The organism is Herbiconiux ginsengi, from assembly GCF_900107435.1.
Lineage (GTDB): Bacteria > Actinomycetota > Actinomycetes > Actinomycetales > Microbacteriaceae > Herbiconiux > Herbiconiux ginsengi.
On record NZ_FNPZ01000002.1, the window covers coordinates 784,316 to 809,473 of the forward strand.

A 25,158-nucleotide genomic window follows, 5' to 3' on the forward strand; every position below is an offset into this window, starting at 1 on the left:
CGCGGCGTGGAGAGACGGGCGCGGCAGGCCGGCTCACCCCTCGCTCGGGGGGCGCGGTGGGGCGGTGGAGGTGGGATCGGGCGTGGCGGTGGAGGTCGGGGTGGATGTCGGAGTGCTCGTAGGGGTGCCGGCCGGAGGCCGGGGCGCGGCGACAACGACGCTCACCGTGGTGCCCAGACGCGCCACGGTGCCGTCGGACGGTGAGCTGCCGAGCACGGTGCCGGGCGCGGCATCGTCGGCGCGGGTGGTGACGAGGGTCTCGAATCCAGCGCTGCGCAGGGTGGCTACCGCGTCGTTCTGCGCCGATCCGGCAACGCGCGGAACCACGTTCGATCCGGACGCCACGACCAGGTTCACCGTGCCCCCTGCCGCGAGCTCGCTGCCGCTGACGGGGTCGGCCGCGAGCACGGTCTCGGCGGCCAGGGCCGAATTCTCCGGGGTGACGACGCCGACGATCAGGCCCGCTGCGGCGAGCACGTCGCGGGCGGCCGAGAGCGAGCCGGCGGCGAGTTCGGGAACGCGCACGAGAGGTGCCGCGGAGGTCTGCGGCACTGGCGGCGCGGAGGTGGCAGGGGCCGAGACCGGCGGCGGATCGGCCGACTCGGGCCCAGCGGCCTGGGTCGGCGGCGGGGTGGTGCCGGAGGCGAGGGCCCAGGCCACGACCACGACGCTCGCGGCGAGCCCGAGGATCATCCAGAGCCCGAAGCGGCCTCGGGGGGCTGCCGATGCGCCAACTACCGGTGACCCGGAGCGCAGCACTGCCGGCCCGTCGGGTGCTCCCGCTCCGCTGTACGCGAGCGAAACGGGGCGGACACCCGCCCGGCGTGTCGACGCGTCGGCCGGCGCTACGGCACTCGTGCGTTCACGGCTACGGGCGCCGGCGCGCGACAACACGATGGTCTTCGCATCGGCTGCACTCCCGGACCGCGGTGACGGGTCACCATCGGCGGACAGGCCGACACGGGCATCCGCACCCGCCGGGGGCGACGACGCACCGAGGTGGCGGGCCGCGGTGCGCACGGCGAGCTGCATCTCGTCGGCGCTCTCGAACCGCAGACCGGGGTCTTTCAGGAGGGCGCGCACCACGATGCGATCCACCGCGCGCGGTGTTCCGTGGCGCGCCACCGACGGCACCGGCGGAGGCGCCTGGACGTGAGCGAGCATCACGGCGCGGGGATCGTCGCGCACGAACGGCGGATGACCGACGAGAGCGAAGTACAGCATGGCACCGAGTTGGTAGATGTCACCGCGTTCGTCGACCGGGTCGCCACGGGCTTGTTCGGGCGAGAGGAAGTTCACGTTGCCGAGCACGCCGCCGGTGGGGGTGTCGGCGGTGCCTGCCCCGGTGACAGATGCCGGAGCAGGGGTGCGAAGCACATCGGTTCCGACAGCGGCGCGACCCGCGGCGTCCGCGAGCCCGAAGTCGACCAGACGCACGCCCGAGGGGCGCAGGAGGCCCCGCGGATCGCGAGCCACCATGACATTCGCGGGGGACACATCACGGTGGATGAGCCCGGCAGCGTGCGCGTAGGCCAGGGCCGAGAGCACTCCATCGGCCACGGCGAGGGCGTCGCCGAACGTGAGCGGGCCCTCGCGATCGACGAGTTCGGCGAGGCTCGTGCCGAGCGCGTGTTCGAGCGCGATCCAGGCCAGGGGGTCGCTGCCGTATTCGTGCACGCCCACGCCCCGCACGGCGACGATGTTCGGGTGCCGCAGCACCTCGGCCGCTCGCGCCTCGGCGAAGAACGCATCACGCGCGGCATCGGATCGCGAGAGGTGCGGATGCAGCACCTTCAGCGCGATGGTCTCCCCCGTTTCGACGTCCAGCGCCTGATACACCGATGCCGACCCGCCCGATCCGAGCAGCCCGCCGAGCCGGAAGCGCCCCGAGACCAGACCGTCGTTCGCGTGCTCGTCGTCGGTCATCCACCGGCCCCCGAGGTCTCGGAGACCGCGGCGGCCTGCGCGGCGTACTGGTTCGCGGTGGCGGCGACGGAGTCGACGTAGCTCTCCACGTGGTTGTAGGCGAAGACGGCGGTGCGCCAGGTGCCGGCGTCTCCGAGATCGCCGTAGTGGCAGAGGTAGCGGGCGGCGGCGAGGCTCGCGTCGTCGATCTGCTGCGGATCGGCCACGCCGTCCCCGCTGCCGTCGGCGCCCCAGGTCTGCCAGGTCGACGGGATGAACTGCATCGGGCCCACCGCGCGATCGCCATCCGGGTCGCCGTCGAGGGTCCCGGCATCCGTGTCGTCGATCGCGTCGAATTCGCCGCCGTCGAGAGCGGGGCCCAGGATGCGCGGGGTCGTCACGCCGTCATTCGGGCCGCCCACGCCGATCGCCGAGCCCCCGTGGGTGCCATGGCCGGACTCGATCCAGCCGAGTGCGGCGATCGTGTTCCAGCCCACGGAGCACGTGGGTTGTTCGCGCTGCAGGGAGAGTGCGGCACCGGCGTAGCCGATGAGGGCTCGCTGCGGGATGCCGGTCGCCTGGGCGACACCGGCGGCCCAGACCGGGTCGACTGCGGCAAGCGCGGGGGTGACGGAGGGGGTGCCGGGGTTCGCCGAAGGGCCCGAGGTGCCCGTCGCGCCCGGGCCGCCGGTCTCGCCCGGGCCGCCCGTCCCGCCCGTCCCGCCCGGGCCGCCCGGGCCGCCCGGGCCGCCCGTCGCGCCCAGGCCTCCCGTCGCGCCCGTCCCGTCCTGTGCGCCGGTCCCGTTCGGGCCGCCCGCCCCGCCGGTCCCGGATGCGGCGTCGGCGTCGCTCGATCCCCGGGCACCGGCGCCGGTGCCGCCGCCGGGCACGAGCGGCGCGGCGACGGTTTCGCCCGTGCCTGACCAGGCATCCGCTCCCGCCCGCGGCTCGGCCGCCGCGCTCACGGCACCGACCAGCAGCCAGCACGCGAGTACCACCAGTGCGGAGATCAGGAGTCCGGAACCCACGCGGGCAGTCATGCCCGAACTGTCGCGGTCGCAGGTGTCCGCTGTCCGTCCGTCGGGTGAAGAAGGGGTGTCGAGGTCTTGCCGCCCACACACGTCGATGCTCGGGAGGAATACGGCAGCAGGTCGACCTTCGGGAGGACGGGGCGTCCTCCCGAACGCGCATCGTCCGCCCGAGCACTGACGACGACAGGGGGCCTGCGCGGGGGAGGACAGAATGGGGGGATGAACTCCATCGCGGACGCCGGTGCCGCCGCCGTGCTCGAGTTGCGCGACGTGCGGTTCGTGCGCAACGGGCGCGTCATCCTCGACGACATCGACTTCGCCGTGCATCCCGGTGAGCACTGGGCGCTGATCGGGCCGAACGGCGCCGGCAAGAGCACCATCCTCAGCCTCTGCGGCGCGCTGCAGCACCCGACGGCGGGCGAGGTGTTCGTGCTCGGCCATCGCATCGGACGGGTGGAGCTGCAGCGGCTTCGGCGGTCGATCGGGCACGTGAACCCGCGGCATCCGCTCACATCGGCGCTCAGCATCCGTGACGTCGTGCTCACCGGTGTCACCGGCACCGTCGAACTCGTGCCGCGCTGGGAGCCCACAACCGCCGAGCTCGGTCGGGCGAACGACTACGTGCACCTGCTCGGCCTCGACGGCAAGGCCGAAGAGCCGTGGACGACCCTGTCCCAGGGCGAACGCGGCCGCACCCTCATCGCGCGCGCCCTGATGACCGACCCCGAACTGCTGCTGCTCGACGAGCCGTCCACCGGCCTCGACGTCGCTGCGCGCGAGCAGTTGCTCGACACGGTCGACCGGGTGCGGATCGCCCATCCGGCCCTCGCGTCAGTGCTCGTGACGCATCACCTCGAGGAGCTCCCCCGCAGCACCACCCACGCGATGCTGCTCGCCGACGGACGCATCACCTCCATCGGCCGTGCGACGGATGTGCTCACCACGGCGAACATCACCGCCTGCTTCGCGCATCCGATCGAGATCGAGCACCGCCGCGGCCGCTGGCACGCGCGTTCGACCGCGCACGACGCACCCGCGACGTCCCCGGCGCCGGCCGGGCGCTGAATCGCCAAGACACGCCGCTCCGCACCGAGCCGTTGCGGCGTGTCTTGGCGAATCGATGCGAGGGCGGTGGCGGGTCAGGCGTAGGTGGTGCGGATGCGGGACACGTAGTGCCGCTGCGGCCAGCGCCGGAGGGCGCGGGGCAGCACGCGATACACGGGGGCGCCGAAGCGCACCACGAGGGCGAACTTCCGGTCGCGGCGCGGCGACCAGGCGAAGCGGTACTCCCGCCGCACCGACTCCGGCAGCAGCGCGACAGTGACCAGCCGAGCCACGGGCATTGCGGCGCGGATCGGCAGCGGGGCCTTCTCGGCGCGCAACAGCGCATCCGCCACCCCGCGGATCGTGTCGTCGACCCGCAGCGTCGCCACGGTCTCGGTCCAGTAGGCGCGGAAGGCGGCCCGATCGGCCGGCCACAGCTCGGCGGGCATCTGCAGTGTGGTGCCGAGCCGGGCGTATTCGCGGTAGACGTGGTCGGCCGACTCGTCGTCGAGCGGGCCGTACACCGTCTGGTACACGGTGAGCGCCGTGTCGTAGAGCGTCGCGGCCACCCAGAGCTGCAGGTGCGGGTCATAGGCGTCGTAGAGCGGATCGGCCGGATGGGGGTTCTCCGATGCCGGCACTCCCGCCTGTGCGCCGGAGACCGGGTCACCCGGAGGCGCGCCGCCGCCCATCGCATCGCCGATGTCCATCGCTTCTCCGGCGTCGTTCTTCCCGGGAGGACGAGCGCTCGACGAACCCTCCCCACCCCGGTCATGCGCAACTGCTCCTCCGGAAACGGAGGAGGGCGACGCGCGCGGCGGGTTGCGCACCCCCGCGTGCGCCCGGTTGACGGCGCGGCGCATCAGGCGCACGTCGTCGTCCGATCCGGAGGCGAGAGCGTAGATGTAGCTCAGGGTGGCGTTCAGACGGTCCATCGGGCGGTTCGCGAAGTCGCTGTGGCGGGCGACGCCGTAGCCGATCGCGGGGTAGGCGATCTGCAGGAGGATGGCACGACCGGCCCCGGCGAGCAGCACGCTCTCGGGTGCGATGTCGGCGAGCCTCAGCATGCAGCGACCGTAGCATCGTGAACTCGGAGAGCGGCGATAGCCTGAACCCATGGCCCGCGATCCCGAGCACCCCGCCCCGGAACCCGCCGGCCCCACCCACCAGCACGCCACCCCGGACGACGCCTCGCCCATCCACGGTCAGGCCGCCGCGGAACACGCCGCGCCCACCCTTCAGCGGGTTGCCCCGGACGACGTCGCACCCATCCACGGTCAGGCCGCCGCGGAACACGCCGCGCCCACCCTTCAGCGGGTTGCCCCACGCAACGTCGCGCCCATCCACCAGCACGCCACCCCGAAGCACCCCGGTCCGGCGGCCGAACCGGAGAGCGCAGCGGCTCCCGAACCGGTGAATATCGAAGGCGCCGAACCGGCGTCTCGACCGGGGGTCGACCCGGCGCCTGCGCTCGACTGGATCGACACCGTGTGGGACGTGCTCGTCGTCGGCGCCGGCCCCGCCGGCTCGACCGCCGCCCGCACCGCGGCCCTCGCCGGCGCCACCGTGCTCCTGCTCGACCGCGCGCCCTTCCCCCGCTACAAGACCTGCGGCGGCGGGCTCCTCGGCGAGTCGCTGCGGCTGATCCCCGAGCGGGCGCGCGCGACGATCGAGTCCCGTGTCGCCGACTCGCTCGTCACCTCGCGCTTCCGCCGCCCGTTCCGCCTGCGGCAACCCGAGCCGTACCTCGCCATGGTGCGCCGCATCGAGTTCGACCAGGCCCTGGTCGAGGCCGCTCAGGATGCCGGAGCCCGGTTCGTCGACGGCATCGCCGTGCGCGAGATCACCCAGCCGGGCGACCCCCTCGCTGCGCCGGCCGGGCCGCCTCCCGCACCGGGCCGGTCACCGAGGAATGGCCCGGCCGCCGACGACCGCGACCCACCGGATGCGCGGGCCCGATCCGCACAGGGCTCGGCCGACCTCGTGACCGCCGCTGCCACGGATGCGGGCGCCCCGGCCACACGTGGCCCGGCAGAGGGCGACGCCGCCCGCCCGGCAGATGCGCGCACCGTGCCCGCGGAATCCGATCAGCTCGTCACCGTGCGCACCAGCGCCGGCACCGTGCGGGCCCGCGTCGTGATCGGTGCCGACGGCACGGGAGGTCGCATCGGCCGCTACGTCGGCGTCGTGCCCGGTGGCATCGACCTCGGCCTGGAAGACGAGGTCGCGATGCCCGCCGACGACACCCGGTGGCGCGACACCGTGTATCTCGACTGGGGCGGCGCATCCGGAAGCTATGCCTGGGTGTTCCCGAAGGGCGACTCGCTGACGGTGGGCGTGATCCAGCGCAAGGGCGCTCCGGATGCGACGCGCGACTACCTCGCCGCCTGGCGCGCTCACCTGGGGCTGGCCGGGGCGGAGACGCTGCACTCCTCGGGACACCTCACGCAGTGGCGCACCGGCACCTCGCCGCTCCGCCGCGGGCGGGTGATCGTAGCGGGCGACGCCGCGGGGCTCCTCGAGCCCTGGACGCGCGAGGGCATCTCGTTCGCCCTGCGTTCCGGCGCCTGGGCCGGCCAGGCCGCCGCGTCCGCTGCGCGCCTCGGCACGTCCACCACGCCCGCGGCAGACTTCCCGCCCACCGCACCCGCCACCCCCACAGCAGCCGCCCCGCGCAGCGCACCCGCCACCCCCAATGCGGAGGTTCCGCCCACGGCAGCTGTCACCCCCACGGCACCCGCAACCCCCACCGCAGCCGTCCCGCGCAGCGCATCCGCGACCCCAACTGCGGCCGCATCCGCCGATCCGCTCGCCGCCTACGGAGCGCGGGTGGATGCCGAGCTCGGGGCCGAGATGCGCGCGGGAGCCGCCGTCCTCGCCGCCTTCGAACGGCACCGCGGCCTCGTGCACGCGATGCTCCGCTCCCGGCGCGGCGCCCGTTACTTCGTGCGCTTCTGCCGCGGCGAGACGTCGCTCGCCCGCTTCGCGCGCCACCGCTGGGCGATGCGCATCGTGCGCGCCCTCGGCTGACACCCACGCACCCACGCACCCACGCGCAGCCGCACTCATCCGCACGTTTTCGCGCTATCGAGGGCACGGATTCCGCGAAACCGTGCGGATCGACGAATCGGGCACACGGGGAAGCGGGCCGGTCAGCTCCCCACGATCGCGACGAGCGGGTCCCGCCGCCGCAGGCTCACCCGCACCCGCAGCCGCGAGCGTCGCGCGATCAGCAGGCCGATCACCGCCGCGGCGAGCGCCGGCACCGCGCCCGAGAGCACCATCCCGACGTGCGCGCCGAAGTGCTCCACCACCCAGCCCATGGCCGGTCCGCCGATCGACTGCCCGCCGAGCAGCACGAGCACGTAGAGCGACATCACCCGTCCGCGGATCGCCGTGTTCGACGACATCTGCACCAGTGCGTTCGCGCAGGTGATGAACATCAGCCACCCGAACCCGACCAGCACGAGGGCCGCACCGAACAGGTATTCGCTGGGCATCCATCCGCTCGCCGCCTGCAGCAGCCCGTACACACCGGCGAGCCCGATCACCGTGCGCAGCCGCACCACCCGCCGCCGCGTCGACAGCAGCGCGCCGGTCAGGGCGCCGACGGCCACGAGGGTGTTGAACAGGCCGTATCCGCCGGGCCCTGCGTCGAAGACGTCGCTGGCGTAGGCGGCGAGGATGACCGGCATGTTCTGTGAGAAGACGGCCAGCACCGCGAGCATCACGATGGTCCAGAGGATGGCGGGCTTGCCGCGCACGTAGCGGATGCCCTCGACCAGCTGCCCCTTCGCCCGCGGAGCCACCGGGGCCGGGAAGAGCTCGCTCACCCGCAGCCTGCTGAGCGCGAACACCACGAGCGCACACGCCACGGCATTGATGCCGAACGACCAGCCCGCACCCACCGCCACCAGCAGCGCCCCGCTGACGGCCGGCCCGATCAGCCCGCCGAGCTGGAACATCGAGGAGTTGAGGCTGATCGCGTTGCGCAGATACCGCGGGCCCACCAGTTCGTTGGTGAACACCTGCCGCGCCGGGTTGTCGATCACGGTCACGAAGCCGAGCACCACAGCCACGACATAGATGTGCCACACCTGCACCGTGCCCGTGAGGGTGAGGATGGCGAGCGTGAGACTGGTGAAGACGGCGGCGGTCTGCGTGATCATGAGCAGCACCCGCTTCGGATAGCGGTCGACGATCACGCCGCCCACCAGGCCGAACACGAGCATCGGCGCGAACTGCAGCGCCACCGTCACACCCACCGCCGCGACGCTGCCCGAGAGCTCGAGAACCAGCCAGTCCTGGGCGATCCGCTGCATCCACACCGCGGTCATCGCGACGAGGTTCGTCAGAGCGAAGATGCGGTAGTTGCGCACCGAGAGGGAGACGAGGGTGTGACGCCACGGGGGCGGAGAACTCTGGACGGAGATCGGTTCGGTCTGGGGGTACTGGTTCAGTGTCGCGGTCACATCGGTTCCTGGTAGATAGTTCGCTTTCTACAACGGTAGGGGTGGCAGCAGCATTCCGAGACTAAATTGGAGCTATAAGTCCTATTGGTTTTTCGAATGATGAACGGATGCGCCGTGTTCGATCCCGCACTCCTCCGCACCTTCCTGGCCGTGGCCGAGACCCACAGTTTCACGAAGGCGGCGGCCCAGCTCGGGTTGAGTCAGCCGACCGTCAGCCAGCAGGTGCGCAAGCTCGAGACCGCGTCGGGCCGCCTGCTGATCGCGCGCGACACCCGCGTGGTGACGCTCACCGACAACGGCGACGCCATGGCAGGCTTCGCGCGCACGATCCTCGCGGCGCACGCGTCGGCCGCGAGCTACTTCTCGGGGTCGGCGATGCGCGGGCGCCTGCGCTTCGGCGCCGCCGACGATCTCGCCATCACCCAGTTGCCGCGCATCCTGCGCCACTTCCGGCAGCTCTACCCGCAGATCAACCTCGAGCTCACCGTCAACCAGAGCCTGCCGCTCTACCGCCAGCTGAAGGCCGGCCGCCTCGATCTCATCTTCATCAAGCAGATTCCGGATGCGCCCGACGGCGCCATCCCGGAACTCGGCCGGGTGGTGCGCCGCGACACGATGGTGTGGATCGCCGAGGAGAAGACCATCATCGAGCCGGGCGAACCGGTGCCGATGATCGCCTACCAGGCGCCGAGCATCAGCCGGCAGCTCGCGATCGACGCACTGGAGGCCGCAGGGCGCACCTGGCGCATCACCTGCAACACCCGCGAAGTGAACGGGGTGCTGGCGGCCGTGCGGGCGGGGATCGGCGTGGCGGCTTTTCCGCACACGCTCATTCCCGACGACCTGGTGAAGGTGAGCAACAAGTTCGACCTGCCCGACCTCGGCGAGGTCGACTTCACCTTGCTCTCGAACCCCACCGCGCCCGCCGAGCCCGTGGAGGCGCTCTCCTCGGCGATTCTCGGCCGCGCCCTCTCCCGCACCGGCGCCTGAAGCGAGGGAGGCGGCTCGCGAGGTAGCGCAAAGTGTGCCCTAGGAGCCCCTCAAGGGCTACTTTGCGCTACCTGGCGAGGGCGAGTGCTCAGCGCTGGAGCCAGGTGAGCACGGCGAGCACACGGCGGTGGTCGGTGCCGGAGTCGTCGAGGGCGAGTTTCTGGAAGATGGATGTCACGTTCTTCTCCACCGCGCCCACGCCGATCACCAGGCGCGCGGCGATCGCGGCGTTCGTGCGGCCCTCGGCCATGAGGGCGAGCACCTCGTGCTCCCGCGGGGTGAGCGTCTCGAGGGGGTCGTGCCGGCGCCCGAGCAGCTGCCCCACCACTTCGGGGTCGAGCACGGTGCCGCCCGCGGCGATCCGGCGCACCGCGTCGTCGAGTTCGGTGAGCGACGCCACGCGGTCTTTGAGCAGGTAACCGATGCCGCCGGCTCCGGATGCGAGCAGTTCCTGCGCGTAGGTCACCTCGACGTACTGCGAGAGCAGCAGGATGCCCAGGGCCGGCCGGAGCTCGCGGGCCCGGATCGCGGCACGCACGCCTTCATCTCGGAAGGTCGGCGGCATCCGCACGTCGAGCACGGCGAGATCGGGCACCGTCTCGTCGAGGGCCGCGAGCAGCGAGTCGCCGTCGCCGTAGGCGCCCACGACCTCGACCCCGGTCTCGGCCAGCACCCGCACGAGCCCCTCGCGCAGCAGCACGGAGTCGTCGGCGACCACCACACGCAGGGCGCGCTCGTGCACGCTGTCGCCGTCGCCCACCGTCCCCGCCACACTCATCCGCCCAGCCTATGGCCGGCGCCGCCCGCCCGTCCGCGGCCGGCGCCGGCATCAAGCCGGCCGGGGTCGACGTCGCGCCCCGTCGGGATGGAGTTCCTCGTGCCTGACGGCCGCACACCGCCAGATCCGCCCACGGCCCGAGTTCCGCGCTCCGTGCTCCGTGCTCACGCGCGACGGATGCGGGTGCGGATCAGATCCGCGGCGCGGCCGGCGAAGGCGCCGACGCCGTGAACGGCAGGTGCGCCGCGAGCACCGTCGGGCCACCGGCGGGGCTCATCAGCTCCAGTGAGCCGCCGACACCACGCAGGCGCTGCTCGAGTCCGGCCAGGCCGTGACCCTCGAGCGGCGCCGCACCACCGCGCCCGTCGTCGACCACGGTCACGTCGAGCCACGACGCGACGCCGACGGCGCCCGCGCCCCCGTCGGAACCCGCCCGCCCACCGGCCTGGGCTCCCGCGCCGGAACCTGAACCGCGGCCGACGGCGCCCGCGCCTCCATCGGAACCCGCCCGCCCACCGGCCCAGGCCCCCGCAGGGCTACCGGCACCGGCAGCGCCACCCGCAGCGCCCGCACCCCCGCCCCCGGCCCCGCTCGCGGCCGACCGCACCGCGACCCGCACCTCCACCGACCGCGCCTCGGCGTGCTTCGCCACGTTGGCGAGCGCCTCGCTCGCCACGAAGTAGGCGTTCCGTTCGATCTCCTGCGGCACGCGCAGCCCCGCCGGCAGCGAGCTCACCACCCGGGTCGGCACCGGACTCCGAACGGCCGCCGACTCCAGCGCGGCCACGAGCCCGCGATCCAACAGGATGGGAGGCGCGAACCCGCGCGAGAGCGAGCGCAGCTCGTCGAGCGCTTCCCGCGACTGCGACATCGCCTCCTCGAGCAGCTGCCGCGCCCGCTCCGGGTCGGTGTCGATCTGGCGCTCGGCCGCGGCGATGTCCATCTGCAGGCGCACGAGGCGCTGCTGCGGTCCGTCGTGGATGTCGCGCTCGAGCCGCCGCAGCGAGTGCCCCTCGGCCGCCACCGCAGCCCCGCGCGACGCCGAGAGCTCGAGCACTTCGCGACGCAGCGCATCCGAGCGGAACGGGCCGAGCATCCCGCGCGCGATTCCGTAGTGCACCGACACCAGCCCCCGGGTGACGAACGGCAGGGTCGCGAGGAACACCACGCCCGCCACGAACATGACGATGTTGTCGCCGAGCCGCTGGTCGATCCCCGTTCCGGCACCGGGCGAGAAGAAGTCGGCGATCACCTGCAGCAGTCCCCAGCGCCGGTCGCCCTGCGGAATCCAGCGGCTGTAGAACCAGTACGTCGCCCCGCCGAGCCCGGTCGCGACCCAGGTGATCGCGATCGACCAGGTCACCACGCCGACGATGAAGTTCACGACGGCCCCGTGCAGCAGTGCGAGCCAGTAGTGCCCGTTGCGGAACACACCGATCGCACGCGTGAACCAGCCCCCGCCGGCCACCACGCGCCACTCGGGCGCCGGGATGGCAGGGAACCCCGCGGCTCGCAGTCGCCGCACCTCGAAGGCGCCGAAGCCGCGGGCCACCCACATCGTGGCCACGAGCAAGAAGAATCCGACCATGATGATCAGGGTGCCGACGCCGGTGCTGAACAGGGTGACGAGGGTCACCATGCCCGCGATCACGATCGGGAGCGTCGGCAGGAGGAAGCCGAGCTCGCGCGGCACTCCGCGCCAGAGCCGCCCGTAGAGGGTGCCGCGTCGGGTGGGGGGTGGTGACGCCATCCGCGAGTCTCCCTGCTCTTGGTGCTCCTCGAATGCGAGTCGCCGCGCCTCGGCGGCGATCCCGACGACCTCGTCGTTTTGCGTGGTGGTCATGTCCGGTCCCTTCGATTGTCCCAGCCGCCGGCCCGACCGCAGTCGCGCCGGTGCCGTTCCGGCATCCCCCAGCCTCGCGAAAGCCCCGCTCCGCCCCCATCCGGCCCGCTCACCAATCGGGGGTGGGGTTATCCCCCCTTCCCCGTCTCCCCTTCCGACTTCTTGCCCCCAAACGCCCCAAGAACGCCGGTTTGGGGCGCTTGGGGGCAAGAAGTTCGGGGGGGGTCAGCGGGTGCGACGGATGTCGGGGAGGAGGGCACCCCAGGAGCGACCTCGGAGGGCACTCACCCAGACGCCGGCCCCGTAGGCGAGATCGTCGAGGCGGCGGGCCAGCGCGAAGCGGAGCGGATCGAGGCGCACCCGCGTGCGCCGGTGCTCGATCGCGACATCGGCGAGGTGCGCCACGAGAACGGCGCGACGAAGACGGGCGGAGAAGAGGCATCCGATCGCCACCGCCGGCCACCAGTGCCGGAGCAGCAGCGCCATCGCCTGCACCAGCGATGCCAGCAACCCGTTGGCCGTGAGCTCCGCCGCGACCCGCACCGGATGCTCGCTCTTCGAGAGCTTCGACGCCAGCCGCCACACCGTCACGGCGCTGATCCCGAGCGCCACCGGCACCGACCACCTGCGTTGCGCCAGCAGCACCGCCACGACCGCCGCGCTCCACGGCGCGAGCACGGCCGGCGCGATGTCGTGCGGATGCCGCTGGGCGAGCGGATGCGCCCCGGTTCCGTAGAAGGCCTTGCGCGCCATCCATTTCCCCACCGTCGTGCGGTGCTCGTGCCAGACGGTGGCGGCGGGTTCGTAGCGCACACGGAGCCCGCGGTCGGCGAGGCGCCAGACCAGGTCGACGTCTTCACCCACGCGCATCTCGGCGCTGAAACCCTCACCGAGAGCGTCGACACGGGCGAGCAAGAAGGTGCTCGACACCCACGACACGGGGGCACGCTGCCGCACGATCGCGGGATGCTCGCCGAGATCGAGGCTCGATCGGGCGTCTTCGTAGCGCCCGATCCAGTTGAGTCCGTTCTCGCCCGGCAACCCGAGCACCCGCGGGGCGACGAGGGCCACCTTCGGGTCGGCGAAGTGCCGCAGCAATGTGTCGACGGCATCCGGATGCGCCACCACGTCGGAGTCGACGAACGCGACGAACGGGGTGGTCACCTGGCGCAGGCCAGCGTTGCGGGCGGCGGCCGGGCCTCCGTTCTCTTCCAGCTCGAGCACCTCGGCGCCCCACCGCGCGGCGGCGGCGCGTGTGCCGGCCGGATCGACGGAGGCGTCGTCGACCACGATGATGCGTGGCGCTCGCCTGGGCGAGGCCTTGCGGGTGGCGTCTTCCGCGGGACGGGGGCTCGGAGCGTCGTCTCCCGACGCACCAGACGCTTTCTCGGCAGACCGACCCGCTCGTGCCGCCGCGGGGTCCCCGAGCGTCGCGCTCGCCCTCGGTCCCGCCGGCGCGGTCTCCGGCGACGAGAGTGCCGCCAGCAACCGTTCGAGCGCCACCGGGCGGTCGCGCACGGGGATCACGTAGGTGACCTCGGCGACATCGCCGGGGGGAAGCGAGGCGATGACGGGATCGGCGATGCCCGCCTCGAGCAGCCGGTCGGCCAGCACTGCGGTGGGGCGGTCGCGGATGCGCAGCTCGCGCCCCTCGAACAGCGCTGCCGCCCGCGCGGTCAGGTAGAGCACGCGGGTCGGCGCGCCGCCGATGAGCGCGCGCCCGCCGTCCTTCACCCGCACCCGGCGGTTGAGTCGCACGACACTCCCCCACGGCAGCCCGCCGTGCTCGCGCGGCCCGACGGTGGGGTCGGCGCCCGGCGCTCCGGCAGCCCCACCCGCGACACCACCCGACTCCCGCAGGGCGCCGGACTCGCGCGACCGAGCGGTGGGGTCGTGGGCGCCCGCGCCGCCCACCGCCGGCGCACCGCCCTGAGGTTCGCGCGGAGTCACGTCAGCCACCCGAGCACGCCGCGGCCCGAGGCTCGCCAGGCATCACCGCCGCCATCCCCCGATGCGGTGGCCAGACCGCGCCGGGTCTCGCCCGGCATCACCGCAGTCACCCGCTGCGCGTGTCCGGTCACCGTCAGTCGGTGCGGAGTCTCGGGCGTCACCGCAGCATCCCCCGCGCGTCGGGGGCGTCGGCGGCGATGCGGCGGAGCGCATCCGCCACCATCGCGTCGACGAGCGCCGCACCCTCGGCCGCGTTCGCTCCGGTCGGATCGCCCAAGATACCCGACGGCGACACGGCGGCCACTCCGCCCGCCGCCATGAGCGGCAGCAACTCCGACATCGGTTCCGTGTTGCCGGGCAACGGCAGCGGCAGCGTCACCGCCGTCGGCGCGAGGTGCAGCATGAGCGAGGTCTCGATGCGCCCGGCGTGCGCGTCGGGTGCGGGGAGACCCGACCCGGCACGAGCATCCGCATCGGGCCCAGGAGCAGCGGCGGGCGAGACGGCGCACGGGAGCCACGCGACGCGGTGGTTCTCGGCGCGGAGCTGGGGCACCGCCGACGCGAGGGTCGGCACGTTTCCGCCGTGACCGTTCACGATGACGGTCCGCGCGGCCCAGCTCGACAGCGACCGCACCAGCTCGATCAGCACGAACCGCAGCGCTTCGTGCCCGATGGAGATCGTGCCGGCGAACGACTGATGCTCCCCGCTCGCGCCGTAGGCCAGCACCGGCGCGAGCACGACCGCCTCACCGGCCGCGAGCATCCGTTCTCCGACCACGCCCGCGACGGAGCGCGCGATCACGGCATCGGTGTCGAAGGGCAGATGCGGCCCGTGCTGCTCGGTCGAGCCGATCGGCAGAAGAACCGTCGCGCCCGACGGCACGGCCGGCCAGCTCAGCGCGTCGAGTCCGGTCATGTCACCACGCTATCCGCTCGCCTTCCCCGCCCGCCCAGGAAGGTTGCGTGCCTCGACGGACCGGTTTGGCGTTCCGATTCGCAAACGTCGTGGCAACCACGCCCCAATGAGCGTCGGTGGGCGCGACGTTTGCGATTTCGAACGCGAATTCCTCGAGATGAGGCTTCGCACGCACCATCTACTTCTTCTCGGCCTCGGCCTTCGCCAGCGGCTTCACCGTGCGAGTTCGGGTGGTCTTCGCCGCCGTGCGGGCGGGTGCAGCGGCCGACGCGGTCGCGACCACAGCCTGGGCGCCCGCAGCGCCACCCGCGCCGCCCGTCGAAGACGACCCGGCCCCGAGCGTTCGCGTGAACCCCGCGGGGATCACCAGGTCGTCCGGCCCGAGCTCGTGCACCGACGCGTGCCCCGTGCCGAGCACCGCGGAGTCGAGGCCGCCGCGCAGGATGTCGAGCACGTTTTCCACGCCCGCCTGCCCGTTGGCGGCGAGCCCCCAGAGGTAGGCCCGCCCGATCATCACGGCCCGCGCCCCGAGCGCCACCGCCTTCGCCACGTCTCCGCCGCGCCGCACCCCGCCGTCGAGCACGACTTCCACTTGCGAACCCACGGCCTCGGCCACCGACGGCAGCATCCGGATGGTCGCCGGCGTCGTGTCGAGGTTGTTGCCGCCGTGGTTCGACACCGAGATCGCGGTCACCCCGGCGTCCACGGCGCGCAGCGCGTCGTCGACCCGCGTCACACCCTTGAGCATGAACGGCCCGCCCCACTCCTCGCGCAGCCACGCGACATCGTCCCAGGTGGGCGGCGGCGTCTGCATCCACTCGTAGTAGGCGCCGAAGAAGGTCGGCGCGACGCCGCCGGGCGGCTGCAGGTTGGGCGCCGTGAGATCCGGCAGCTCGCGGCGCTTGAGATAGGCGAGCAGCCAAGCAGGATGCGGCAGCACGTTCGGCGCGAAGTTCACCATGGTCTTCAGGTCGAGCTTCTCGGGGATCGACGGGCTCCCCCAGTCGCGCCCGTTCGAGAACGACCAGTCGAGCGTGGCGATCAAGCCCTTCGCCCCCGCCTTACGAGCCCGATCCATCCGCTGGATCATCGCATCCCGCGTTCCCGTCCAGTACATCTGGAACAGCGTGTTCGGGTTCGCCTCCACGACCTCCTCGACCGGCTTCGACGCGAACGACGACAGCCCCATCGTGATGCCCCGGTTCGCCGCCGCCCGCGACACCGCCACCTCGCCGTCGGGATGCACGGCCTGCACGCCTGTGGGCGAGATCATCACCGGGAACGACAACGGCAGCCCCATCACCGAGGTCGACAGATCGCGCGCCGGCTTGTGCCCGGCGACGTGCGGCGCGAACCCGATCTCCGAGAAGGCGCCGATGTTGTCCTCGATCGTGAGCCCGCGCTCCGATCCGGCCACCAGGGCCCCGTACACCGATGAGGGCAACCGCTTCTTCGCCCGGCGCTGCGCCTCGGCGACTGTTTCGAACCAGGGATTCATGATCTCACTCTCTCACTCGTGGAGGGCCGGATGCCGGCCTAGAAGTACTGCGCGCCGGCGTCGATGCTGAGGTGCTCGGCCGTGATGAACTTCGCGTCGTCGGAGGCCAGGAACGCCACCGCATCCGCGATGTCGGACGCCTCGACCGACCACACCGGCAGGAACGGCGTGCCCATCGCGGCCAGCGGCGGATTGCTCTCGTTGGTGTGCGTGATCGCGGCGATCATGTCGCCCGACCCCATCGGCGTGTTCACGGCGCCCGGATGCACGCTGTTCACCCGGATGTGGTGCTTGCCCAGCTCCGCGGCGAACGCGCGGGTCATGCCGGTGACGGCATGCTTCGAGGCCGTGTAGTGCACCATGAACGGCTGCATCTTCTTGCCGGCGTACGAGCTCGTGAGGATGATCGACCCGCCGCCCCGCGCGACGAGGTGCGGGGCTCCCACCATCACGGTGTTCCAGACCCCGGTCACGTTCGTGTCCATGGTGACCTGGAAGATCTCGGGTGTCGTCTCGTCCCAGGTGGCGGGGATGCAGATACCCGCGTTCGCCACCACGATGTCGAGTCCGCCGAACTCGCCCACCGCACCGTCGACGAAGGCCTTCATGCCGGGCAGGTCGCGCACGTCGCCCTGCTGGAAGCTGATGCGCCGGTCGAGCGCCTCGACCTGGCGCACGGTCTCCTCGAGGTCGGCGACCGATGACGAGTCGTAGGGAACCAGCGGGATCTCGCCCGCGAGGTCGATCGCGATGATGTCGGCGCCCTCGCTCGCGAGCTTGACGGCATGCGCGCGCCCCTGCCCACGGGCCGCCCCCGTGATGAACGCCACTTTTCCGGTGAGCCTTCCGGCCATGTCCAACTCCTTCGTCGAATTCCTGAACACACCATATGACACCGAGTGTCATAAATACAGGGATCAGCTGCGAAACAGTTCCCCGAGCGCCGGCGCGATGTCGTGGAATGTGCGGATGGCGTGGAATCCGCCCCGCCCGATCCGGGCCAGTTCGCGCCCGAGCTCGACGTCTTTCTCGCCGCTCGTGTCCAGCAGCACGTCGAGCCTCGGCAGCCGCCCGGCGAACGGCCGCGGGTCGGGTCCGGCGTTGTGCACGCAGTCGGAGAGCAGGATGACGCGCGCGTTGCGCTCGGGCACCCCGGCGAGCTGCGTGGCGGCCAGCTGCAGCGGGAACGCGATGTTGGTCAGGCCCCGGGCCGGGATGCGGAGCATCTCGTCGAGCAACTCCATCGGCCGCACCGGGTCGCCGAGCCGGTGGAGCACGGCGGCATCCGACCAGAACGCGATCACCCCGAGCGCGTCCTGACCGGTCTGCCCGAGCTCGGCCGCCAGCGCCCCCACGGTCGCCGCCGCGGTGCGCACCCGCTCCCCCTTCATCGATCCGGAGACATCGACCGCCAGCACCACCGAGCGGCGGGCGCGCACGCGCTCGCGCACGATGATGTCCTCGTCATCGGGAACCGGACGCTCCGCGAGCATCTCGAGGGTCTGGTCGAGGTCGATGTCGTCGCTGCCGCCCCGATACGGCACGCTCGCGAAATGTCCCGCCCCGCGGTCGCGCGCGGTGTCGACCTTGGGCTTCGGCACCGAGAGCCGGGCCGCGATCTGCGCGGCGCGCGCCCGCACGACCGGATCGAGTTGCGCATCCTCTTCGTCGAGCGGGATGAGGGCGGCCGGGTCGTCGGTGAACCCCGCGCCCGATCCGGTGGGCCGCCGCTCGCCCGCCCCCGCCGAGTGCCCCGGCTGCGGCCGCAGCACGAGACCCGCCCCCGACCCGGCGACGTCGAAGACCGTCGGATCGGCGTCGAGCTGCTTCGGCTTGCGCCGCAAGGGCTGAGCCCCGCGCGGCGCCTCAGAACTCCGCCGCGACACCGGTGAATCGGCCTCGACGGCTCTTCACCCCGGCTCGGCCCGGGCGGGTTCCAGGATGAAGTGGTCTTCCCAGATCTCGCGCAGCACCCGCTCCGGAGTGGTCTCGGCGGCCTCGTCGAGGTGGATGCGCCCCGAGAGCGACACGAGCATCGCATCGAACAGCGTGGCTTGGTAGATCTCGTCCGAGGGCGCTGCCGTCGACTCGTCGAACCCGCGCAACGCGAACAGCTCGTGCGCCACCAGGGCGCAGTCGATCGCGCCGCGCACGCTGGAACCCTGTCGCACGTCGGGATGCTCACGGGTCGCCCGCGTCACCGCCACAGCGTCGGGGATGATCCGCACGGCCAGCGGACCGAGCAAGCCCGTGCGCAGCGCGACGATGCCGCGCTCCGACTCGGCGTCCTGGTAGCCCACGACGATCCGGTTGAGGCGGTCGGCGACGCTCGTGGAGAGCCGCGTCGTGCCGACGTTGTCGAAGGGATTCATCGACGCGATCACGCGGAAGGTCGGCTGTGCCTCGATCACCCCCACCCGCGGCACCTCGATCGCCCGGTCGGCCATCGCGGTGAGCAGGGTGTTGAGGGTGTCTTCGGGCGCGCGGTTGAACTCCTCGATGTAGAGGAACCCGCCCTGCCGCATCGCCTGCACGAGGGGTCCCGCCACGAAGTTGTCGGCGCTGTAGTCCTCGCGCAGCACCCGGGCCGGATTGTGGTGGCCCACGAGCTTCGCCGGCGTCAGGTCGGCGTTGCCCTCGACGAAGAGCAGCGGAATCCCCCACTCCTCGGTGATCGCCTTGAGCGTCGTGGTCTTGCTCGTTCCGGGAGGCCCCTCGAGCACCAGGTCGCGCCCGGCGGCGACGGCCGCGAGCGCGAGTTCCAGCTCCCGCTCGCGGCCCACCAGGTGCGCGGCGATCCTGCGACGGGTCTCCGCGACATCCGTCTCACCCATTCAGGCTCCTCACTTGATCGTGTACCCGGCGTCGATCTTCAGCTCGGTGCCCGTGACGTAGCGCGCCTCGTCGGAGGCGAGGTAGAGCACGGCGTTCGAGATGTCGATGGGTTCGACCCACGGGATGGGCAGGGCGTTGGTGGTGGCGAAGATCTCCGCCGCCGCCTCCTGCGTCGGGTGCTCGACATCCGGCATGAACAGGCGGAACGTCGCCTCGTTGAGGATCATGTCAGTCGCCACCCCGGTCGGATGCACGGTGTTCACGCGGATGCGATGCGGCGCGAGCTCGAGAGCCAGCGTGCGCATGATCCCCACCACGGCGTGCTTCGACGCCGTGTAGGCGACCACGTTCGGGGTGCCCTTCAATCCCGCCGTCGACGAGGTGAGGATGATCGACCCGCCCGTGCCCTGCTCGATGAGATGCGGGATGACCGCCTTGGCGGTGTGCCAGACGCCCTTCGCGTTGATGTCGTTGACCATGTCCCACTCGTCGTCGGTGACCTGCTGCGACTGCTCGCCGAAGGCGAAGATGCCCGCGTTGGCCGACACGATGTCGACGTGCCCGAGCTCGGCCACCCCTTCGTCGAGCGCGGTCTTCAGCGCGTCGTAGTCGCGCACGTCGGCCTTGCGGGCCACGATCCGCCGGTCGAGCGCCTCGACCTGGCGCACGGTCTCGGCGAGGTCCTCCTCCGTCGCGCCCTGGTAGAACCGGTCCATGCCGGGGATCGACTCAGCGATGTCGATCGCGATGATGTCGGCGCCCTCCTGGGCCAGGCGCAACGCGTGGCTGCGCCCCTGCCCACGGGCGGCGCCGGTGATGAAGGCGACCTTGCCGTCTACGCGTCCCATCGCGCCCTCGTCACTTGATCGCCGCGCCGGCATCGACCGGCAGGGTCACGCCGGTGACGTAGCGCGACTCGTCGGAGGCCAGCCAGAGCAGGGCGTTCGAGATGTCGACCGCTTCGACCCACGGAATCGGCAGGGCGTTCATGCCGGTCGCGGCATCCGCGAAGTCCTGCTTCGTCGGGTTCTCGAGATCGGGTCGGAACAGTCGGTAGATGGCGTCGTTCTGCACCATCGGGGTGTCGACCGTGGTGGGGTGGATGCTGTTCACCCGGATGAAGTCCGGCGCGAGCTCGAGCGCCAGGGTGCGCATGAGGCCCACCACGCCGTGCTTGGCCGAGACGTAGTGCGAGATGTTCTCGTAGGGGAACAGCCCCGCATCCGAACTGGTGAGGATGATCGATCCACCGCGTCCGCCGGCCCGGAGGTGCGGGATGGCCGCCTTGGCGGTGCGCCAGACGCCGCCGAGGTTGATGTCGATCATGTTCTTCCATTCCGCATCGGGAATGTTCTCCGAGCGGTTGGGCGAGCCCGAGATCCCGGCGTTGGCCGAGACGATGTCGAGCCGGCCGAGCTGGGCGACGCCCTCGTCGAGCGCGCCCTTCAGCTGGTCGAAGTTCCGCACGTCGGCTTTCGACGCCACGATGCGCCGATCGAGTGCTTCGACCTGCCGCACGGTCTCGGCGAGATCTTCCTCGGTCGCCGGGTCGTACGGGTTCTCGGGGATCGCCTCGCAGATGTCGATCGCGATGATGTCGGCGCCCTCTTGCGCCAGCCGGATCGCGTGCGACCGCCCCTGGCCACGTGCCGCGCCCGTGATGAACGCGACCTTTCCTTCTACACGCCCCATGGCGTGCTCCTTCCGTCATGGGCCCGGAGGCCCGGGAACTACTTGATGAGCGAGCCGGCGTCCACCGGCAGAGTGACGCCGGTGACGTACCGCGACTCGTCGGAGGCCAGCCACAGCACGGCATTCGAGATGTCGACCGGCTCGACCCACTTGATCGGCAGCGCGTTCAGCGTCTGGAACCGTTCGCCGACCACGTCGCGAGTGCGCTCCTCGAGCGGCAGGTCGCCGGCGAACAGTGCGTAGGTGGCGTCGTTGTGGATCATGTCGGTGTCGACGCTGGTGGGATGCACCGAGTTCACCCGGATGAAGTCGGGCGCCAGTTCGAGAGCCAGCGTGCGCATCAGCCCCACCACGCCGTGCTTGGCGGCGACGTAGTGCCCGATGTTCGGGATCGCCATCAGCCCGGCCGTCGACGAGGTCAGGATGATCGACCCGCCGTTGCCACCGGCCTTCAGGTGCGGGATGGCCGCCTTCACGGCGTGCCACACACCCGTGAGGTTGGTGTCGAGCATGTCGCTCCACTGCTCCTCGGTGAGTTCCTCCATGCTGCCGAAGCTGAAGATGCCCGCGTTGGCGGCGACGATGTCGAGTCGGCCGAGCTGGGCCACGCCGTCGTCGAGCGCCGCCTTCACGGCCTCGTAGTCGCGCACGTCCGCCTTGGTCGCCACGATGCGCCGGTCGAGCGCCTCGATCTGCCGGACCGTCTCCTCCATGTCGGCCGGGGTCGACATCGGATACGGCACCGAACCGATCTGGTCTTCGATGTCGACCGCGATGATGTCGGCGCCTTCCTGCGCCAGCCGCAGCGCGTGGCTGCGCCCCTGTCCGCGTGCCGCACCCGTGACGAATGCGACCTTTCCTTCTACACGCCCCATTGCGTGCTCCTTCCTCTCTTGCGAGGCCCGGAGTGCCCGGGTCAGAACTGGGTGTTGCCGGCGTCGACGGTCAGCTCGAGGCTGGTGACGTAGCGCGACTCGTCGGAGGCGAGCCAGAGCACGGCGTTCGACTGGTCGACGGGTTCGGTGATCTCGATCGGCAGCAGGTTCGCGAGCATCCCGCCGAGCTTCGGATGCGCCTCAAGCAGCGGACCGAAAGCGCCGCCGCCGAGAGTGCCCATGGGCGTGTTGACGCCCGTGGGGTGGATGGTGTTGACCCGCACGTTGTACTCCGCGAGCTCGGTGGCGTAGGCCCGCATGAGCCCCACCACTCCGTGCTTCGAGGCGACGTAGGCCGAGAGGAACGGCAGGCCCTTGATGCCCGCGGCCGAACTGGTCATGATGATCGATCCGCCGCCGCCGTCGATGAGGTACTGCGCCGTGGTCTGGAGGGTGTTCCAGATGCCGGTGAGGTTGGTGCCGATGGTCTGCTCCCACACCTCCTCGGAGGTGCCCTTCCAATCGGCGATCACGCAGATGCCGGCGTTGGCCACCACGATGTCGAGCTTGCCGAGCTGGGCGACCCCGTCGTCGACGGCGGCTTTCAGGGCCGCGCGGTCGCGCACGTCCACCTTCGTGGCGATGATCCGGCGGTCGAGCGCCTCGACCTGTCGTACGGTCTCGGCGAGGTCCTCCTCGGTGGCCGAGGGGTAGTCGATGTTCGGGATGTGGTCGGCCAGGTCGACCGCGATGATGTCGGCGCCTTCCTGTGCCAACCGGATCGCGTGCGAGCGCCCCTGTCCACGAGCGGCTCCGGTGATGAAAGCGACTTTGCCTTCGACTCGACCCATTTTGCCTGTTCCTCTCTCTACACACGCGGGTCGTGGATGCGGCCCGTGGCCTTTGTGCCCGGGGTCAGTCTCCCGGGGTGAATCCGGCGAGGGGGTTCTCCTCGCACGCGCTGACCGGCGGATGCGCCGGGCGGCTGAGCGACAGCGTCACCGGCACCGGGCGGCGCGTCGTGACTGCGCCGGCCGTGATCAGACTTGTCGAGCTGGGTTTGCCGTCGCGGCGCGGCCCGCGCACGGTCGAGTGCGAATGGTCGCCATCCGGGCGCGGGATGGAGTCGGCCTCCTTGCGCTTGGTCAACGCCTCTTCGCCGAAGCCGCGCACGCACTCCGGGTCGGGCCCGTCGAGCGGCAGCCCGGTGAAGAACTTCGCCGCCATGCACCCGCCCTTGCAGGAGTCGAAGAACGAGCAGCTCGTGCACGCCCCGCCCGACTGCGGCTTCCGCAACCGGGTGAACAGCTCCGAGTTGCGCCAGACGTCCTGGAATCCGCCCTCGCTCCGCACATTTCCGGCGAGGAATTCCTCGTGAATGGCAAAGGGACACGCGTAGACGTCGCCCACCGGATCGATCAGGCACACCACCCGCCCGGCACCGCAGAGGTTCAGGCCCGGCAGGGCCGACCCGTACGCCGAGAGGTGGAAGAAGGAGTCGCCCGTGAGCACGTTCTCGCCGTTGGCGACGAGCCAGTCGTAGAGCTCCCGCTGCTGCTCGGGCAAGGGGTGCAGCTCGTCCCACACATCCGCGCCGCGACCCGACGGGCGCAGGCGGGTGAGGCGCAGCTGCGCTCCGTACTCGTCGGCGATGGCCTTGAACTCATCCAGCTGGGGAATGTTCTGCCGGGTGCAGACCACCGAGATCTTGAACCCGGTGAACCCGGCGTCCTTCATGTTCTGCATCGCCCGCATCGCCGTGGCGTAGGAGCCGGGCCCGCGCACGAAGTCGTTGACCTCGGCCGTCGCCCCGTCGAGCGAGATCTGCACGTCGACGTAGTCGCTCGACGCGAGCTTCTGCGCGACCTCGGGAGTGATCTTCACCCCGTTGGTCGAGAACTTCACGCCCACCTTGTGGGCGGTGGCGTAGTCGACGAGCTCCCAGAAATCGGAGCGCACGGTGGGCTCACCGCCGCCGATGTTCACGTAGAAGACCTGCATCCGCTCGAGCTCGTCGATGACGGCTTTGCACTCCTCGGTGCTCAACTCCCGCGGATCCCGCCGGCCCGACGACGAGAGGCAGTGCACGCAGCTGAGGTTGCACGCGTAGGTGAGTTCCCAGGTCAGGCAGATCGGCGAATCCAAACCGAACTCGAACAGATCGACCAGCCGCCCCGGCTTGGGCGGCGGGGCGGGCTTGGGGGCTTCGGGGCGGGCATCCAGGAGTGTCATTGCGACCTTTCGACGACCATCGACGACTGAGCGAGCGTGCCGAGAGCCTGCTGGTAGCGCGGCAGATCGGCGTCGCCGACCCCCGCGGATTCGCAGGCGGCGCGCACGCTCGACGCGGTTCCGAGCGATTGGACGACCGCCAGCAGAGTGCGGTCTTTGAGGAACGACAGCTTGCGCGTGCCGAAGTGGTAGAGCAGAGCGCCGAACGGCTCAGGACGGACGGACACTTGCGGATGCAGATCCCACGCCGTGTCCAGATCCAGCGTTACCATGGCAGCGGCTTTAGTAGACGCCGCACATACCGTCGATCGAAACCTCTTCGACCAGCGAATCGGCCTCGATCACCGCCGTGTCGTCTCCGAGGGACTCGGCCGAGGTGGTCTGTTCACGTGCACTCATGGGATTCTCCTCATGGTCGTAATTCGTCTACATCGTCGATTTACTGTGATTGAGACGATACTAATGACACCGAGTGCCGAATGGAAGAGGTGACCCGATGACGACTCCGACCCGACTCGGTCGCGCCCCGTCCACCTCGCAGGCCGAACTCAGTCACATCGCGCTGCAGTTGTTCGTCGAGCACGGTTTCGACGCCACCACGATCGACGAGATCGCGGCGCGCGCGGGCATCGGCCGGCGCACCTTCTTCCGCTACTTCCCGTCGAAGAACGATCTGCCGTGGGGCGATTTCGAGCAGTTGCTCGACCGGATGCGCCGGTACCTCCACGAACTGCCCGCGTCGCTGCCCCTCGTCGAGGCGCTGCGGGAGGCGGTGATCGAGTTCAACCGGTTCCCCGTCGAAGAGGTGCCCTATCACCGGCAGCGGATGGAGTTGCTGCTCAACGTGCCGACGCTGGTGGCGCACTCGACGCTGCGGTACGCATCCTGGCGGCAGGTGGTGGCGGAGTTCGCGGCCGAGCGCCTCGGGGTGCCGGAGGACAGCCTGCAGCCGCAGGCCATCGCCTGGACCTATCTCGCCGTCTCGCTCGCGGCCTACGAGCAATGGCTGAAGCACGACGACGCCGACCTCGCCGAGCTGCTCGATTCGGCGATCCGGATGCTCGAGACCACGTTCGACCCCGGTTCGCCGCACTAGA

At 71.2% G+C, this 25,158-nt stretch carries 24 protein-coding genes; 4 read left to right on the forward strand and 20 right to left on the reverse strand.

Annotation, left to right across the window (positions count from 1 at the left end; all coding sequences use genetic code 11):
- Window positions 1–33: 33 nt before the first annotated feature.
- Both BLW00_RS11960 and BLW00_RS22935 read right to left on the reverse strand, forming a co-directional pair.
- Entirely contained in the window at window positions 34–1,926 is a 1,893-nt protein-coding gene (locus BLW00_RS11960; RefSeq protein WP_092554194.1) for a protein kinase domain-containing protein, read from the reverse strand.
- Window positions 1,923–2,945, reverse strand: a complete 1,023-nt coding sequence (locus tag BLW00_RS22935) for a lytic transglycosylase domain-containing protein (protein ID WP_092554197.1) — start codon at window positions 2,943–2,945, stop codon at window positions 1,923–1,925. The genes BLW00_RS11960 and BLW00_RS22935 overlap by 4 nt, the downstream gene beginning before the upstream one ends.
- A gap of 210 nt (window positions 2,946–3,155) precedes the next feature.
- Between BLW00_RS22935 and BLW00_RS11970 the strand changes: the two genes are divergently transcribed.
- Entirely contained in the window at window positions 3,156–4,001 is an 846-nt protein-coding gene (locus BLW00_RS11970) for an ABC transporter ATP-binding protein (RefSeq protein ID WP_092554200.1), read from the forward strand.
- A gap of 74 nt (window positions 4,002–4,075) precedes the next feature.
- Here the strand turns inward: BLW00_RS11970 and BLW00_RS11975 are convergent, their stop codons facing one another.
- Window positions 4,076–5,047 carry an oxygenase MpaB family protein gene (locus BLW00_RS11975; protein WP_092554203.1) on the reverse strand — a complete coding sequence of 324 codons (972 nt, stop codon included), beginning with the start codon at window positions 5,045–5,047 and terminating at the stop codon, window positions 4,076–4,078.
- Window positions 5,048–5,096: 49 nt separating this feature from the next.
- Between BLW00_RS11975 and BLW00_RS11980 the strand changes: the two genes are divergently transcribed.
- Window positions 5,097–7,010: an FAD-dependent monooxygenase gene (locus tag BLW00_RS11980; protein WP_092554205.1), complete on the forward strand. Its 1,914-nt coding sequence runs from the start codon at window positions 5,097–5,099 to the stop codon at window positions 7,008–7,010.
- Between the two features lie 122 nt (window positions 7,011–7,132).
- Here BLW00_RS11980 and BLW00_RS11985 read toward each other — a convergent pair whose 3' ends face one another.
- The gene (locus tag BLW00_RS11985) at window positions 7,133–8,452 is read right to left on the reverse strand and encodes an MFS transporter (RefSeq protein WP_245741540.1); all 1,320 of its coding nucleotides are present in this window, start codon (window positions 8,450–8,452) and stop codon (window positions 7,133–7,135) included.
- Between the two features lie 114 nt (window positions 8,453–8,566).
- Here BLW00_RS11985 and BLW00_RS11990 point away from each other — a divergent pair, with 114 nt between their 5' ends.
- Window positions 8,567–9,442, forward strand: a complete 876-nt coding sequence (locus BLW00_RS11990; protein WP_092554751.1) for a LysR substrate-binding domain-containing protein — start codon at window positions 8,567–8,569, stop codon at window positions 9,440–9,442.
- Between the two features lie 88 nt (window positions 9,443–9,530).
- On the opposite strand, the gene BLW00_RS11995 is transcribed toward BLW00_RS11990, so the two are convergent.
- The 16 genes from BLW00_RS11995 to mftA all read right to left on the reverse strand — a co-directional run bounded on the left by BLW00_RS11995 (window position 9,531) and on the right by mftA (window position 24,460).
- Window positions 9,531–10,220 (reverse strand): response regulator transcription factor, encoded by a 690-nt coding sequence (locus BLW00_RS11995; protein WP_092554208.1) that lies wholly within the window; start codon window positions 10,218–10,220, stop codon window positions 9,531–9,533.
- A 190-nt stretch (window positions 10,221–10,410) separates the two neighbouring features.
- The gene (locus tag BLW00_RS12000; protein ID WP_092554211.1) at window positions 10,411–12,063 is read right to left on the reverse strand and encodes a sensor histidine kinase; all 1,653 of its coding nucleotides are present in this window, start codon (window positions 12,061–12,063) and stop codon (window positions 10,411–10,413) included.
- Between the two features lie 225 nt (window positions 12,064–12,288).
- Complete coding sequence (gene mftF / locus BLW00_RS12005; protein ID WP_217634353.1) at window positions 12,289–14,013, reverse strand: mycofactocin biosynthesis glycosyltransferase MftF; 1,725 nt, start codon at window positions 14,011–14,013, stop codon at window positions 12,289–12,291.
- Window positions 14,010–14,174: a hypothetical protein gene (locus tag BLW00_RS23435; protein WP_175494234.1), complete on the reverse strand. Its 165-nt coding sequence runs from the start codon at window positions 14,172–14,174 to the stop codon at window positions 14,010–14,012. Before BLW00_RS23435 ends, mftF begins: the two co-directional genes overlap by 4 nt.
- Window positions 14,171–14,929, reverse strand: a complete 759-nt coding sequence (mftE, locus tag BLW00_RS12010; RefSeq protein WP_092554214.1) for a mycofactocin biosynthesis peptidyl-dipeptidase MftE — start codon at window positions 14,927–14,929, stop codon at window positions 14,171–14,173. Before mftE ends, BLW00_RS23435 begins: the two co-directional genes overlap by 4 nt.
- Before the next feature lie 178 nt (window positions 14,930–15,107).
- The gene (gene mftD / locus BLW00_RS12015; protein WP_092554217.1) at window positions 15,108–16,427 is read right to left on the reverse strand and encodes a pre-mycofactocin synthase MftD; all 1,320 of its coding nucleotides are present in this window, start codon (window positions 16,425–16,427) and stop codon (window positions 15,108–15,110) included.
- Between the two features lie 38 nt (window positions 16,428–16,465).
- Window positions 16,466–17,281, reverse strand: coding sequence for a mycofactocin-coupled SDR family oxidoreductase (locus BLW00_RS12020; RefSeq protein WP_092554220.1), 816 nt, complete (start codon window positions 17,279–17,281; stop codon window positions 16,466–16,468).
- Between the two features lie 63 nt (window positions 17,282–17,344).
- Window positions 17,345–18,271: a vWA domain-containing protein gene (locus BLW00_RS12025; RefSeq protein WP_092554223.1), complete on the reverse strand. Its 927-nt coding sequence runs from the start codon at window positions 18,269–18,271 to the stop codon at window positions 17,345–17,347.
- Between the two features lie 66 nt (window positions 18,272–18,337).
- Window positions 18,338–19,261, reverse strand: coding sequence for an AAA family ATPase (locus BLW00_RS12030; protein ID WP_092554226.1), 924 nt, complete (start codon window positions 19,259–19,261; stop codon window positions 18,338–18,340).
- Between the two features lie 9 nt (window positions 19,262–19,270).
- Window positions 19,271–20,110: a mycofactocin-coupled SDR family oxidoreductase gene (locus BLW00_RS12035; protein ID WP_092554229.1), complete on the reverse strand. Its 840-nt coding sequence runs from the start codon at window positions 20,108–20,110 to the stop codon at window positions 19,271–19,273.
- A gap of 10 nt (window positions 20,111–20,120) precedes the next feature.
- The gene (locus BLW00_RS12040) at window positions 20,121–20,954 is read right to left on the reverse strand and encodes a mycofactocin-coupled SDR family oxidoreductase (protein ID WP_092554232.1); all 834 of its coding nucleotides are present in this window, start codon (window positions 20,952–20,954) and stop codon (window positions 20,121–20,123) included.
- A 38-nt stretch (window positions 20,955–20,992) separates the two neighbouring features.
- Window positions 20,993–21,829, reverse strand: coding sequence for a mycofactocin-coupled SDR family oxidoreductase (locus BLW00_RS12045; RefSeq protein ID WP_092554235.1), 837 nt, complete (start codon window positions 21,827–21,829; stop codon window positions 20,993–20,995).
- A 41-nt stretch (window positions 21,830–21,870) separates the two neighbouring features.
- Window positions 21,871–22,680 carry a mycofactocin-coupled SDR family oxidoreductase gene (locus tag BLW00_RS12050; RefSeq protein WP_092554238.1) on the reverse strand — a complete coding sequence of 270 codons (810 nt, stop codon included), beginning with the start codon at window positions 22,678–22,680 and terminating at the stop codon, window positions 21,871–21,873.
- 64 nt (window positions 22,681–22,744) lie between these two features.
- Window positions 22,745–24,061 carry a mycofactocin radical SAM maturase gene (gene mftC, locus BLW00_RS12055; RefSeq protein WP_092554240.1) on the reverse strand — a complete coding sequence of 439 codons (1,317 nt, stop codon included), beginning with the start codon at window positions 24,059–24,061 and terminating at the stop codon, window positions 22,745–22,747.
- Window positions 24,058–24,333 (reverse strand): mycofactocin biosynthesis chaperone MftB, encoded by a 276-nt coding sequence (gene mftB, locus BLW00_RS12060; RefSeq protein WP_092554243.1) that lies wholly within the window; start codon window positions 24,331–24,333, stop codon window positions 24,058–24,060. The genes mftC and mftB overlap by 4 nt, the downstream gene beginning before the upstream one ends.
- Window positions 24,334–24,343: 10 nt before the next feature.
- Complete coding sequence (gene mftA, locus BLW00_RS12065) at window positions 24,344–24,460, reverse strand: mycofactocin precursor MftA (protein WP_092554246.1); 117 nt, start codon at window positions 24,458–24,460, stop codon at window positions 24,344–24,346.
- Between the two features lie 97 nt (window positions 24,461–24,557).
- Here mftA and mftR point away from each other — a divergent pair, with 97 nt between their 5' ends.
- On the forward strand, window positions 24,558–25,157 hold the full coding sequence (gene mftR / locus BLW00_RS12070) for a mycofactocin system transcriptional regulator (protein ID WP_092554249.1): 600 nt from the start codon (window positions 24,558–24,560) through the stop codon (window positions 25,155–25,157).
- The last annotated feature ends 1 nt before the right edge of the window (window position 25,158 follow it).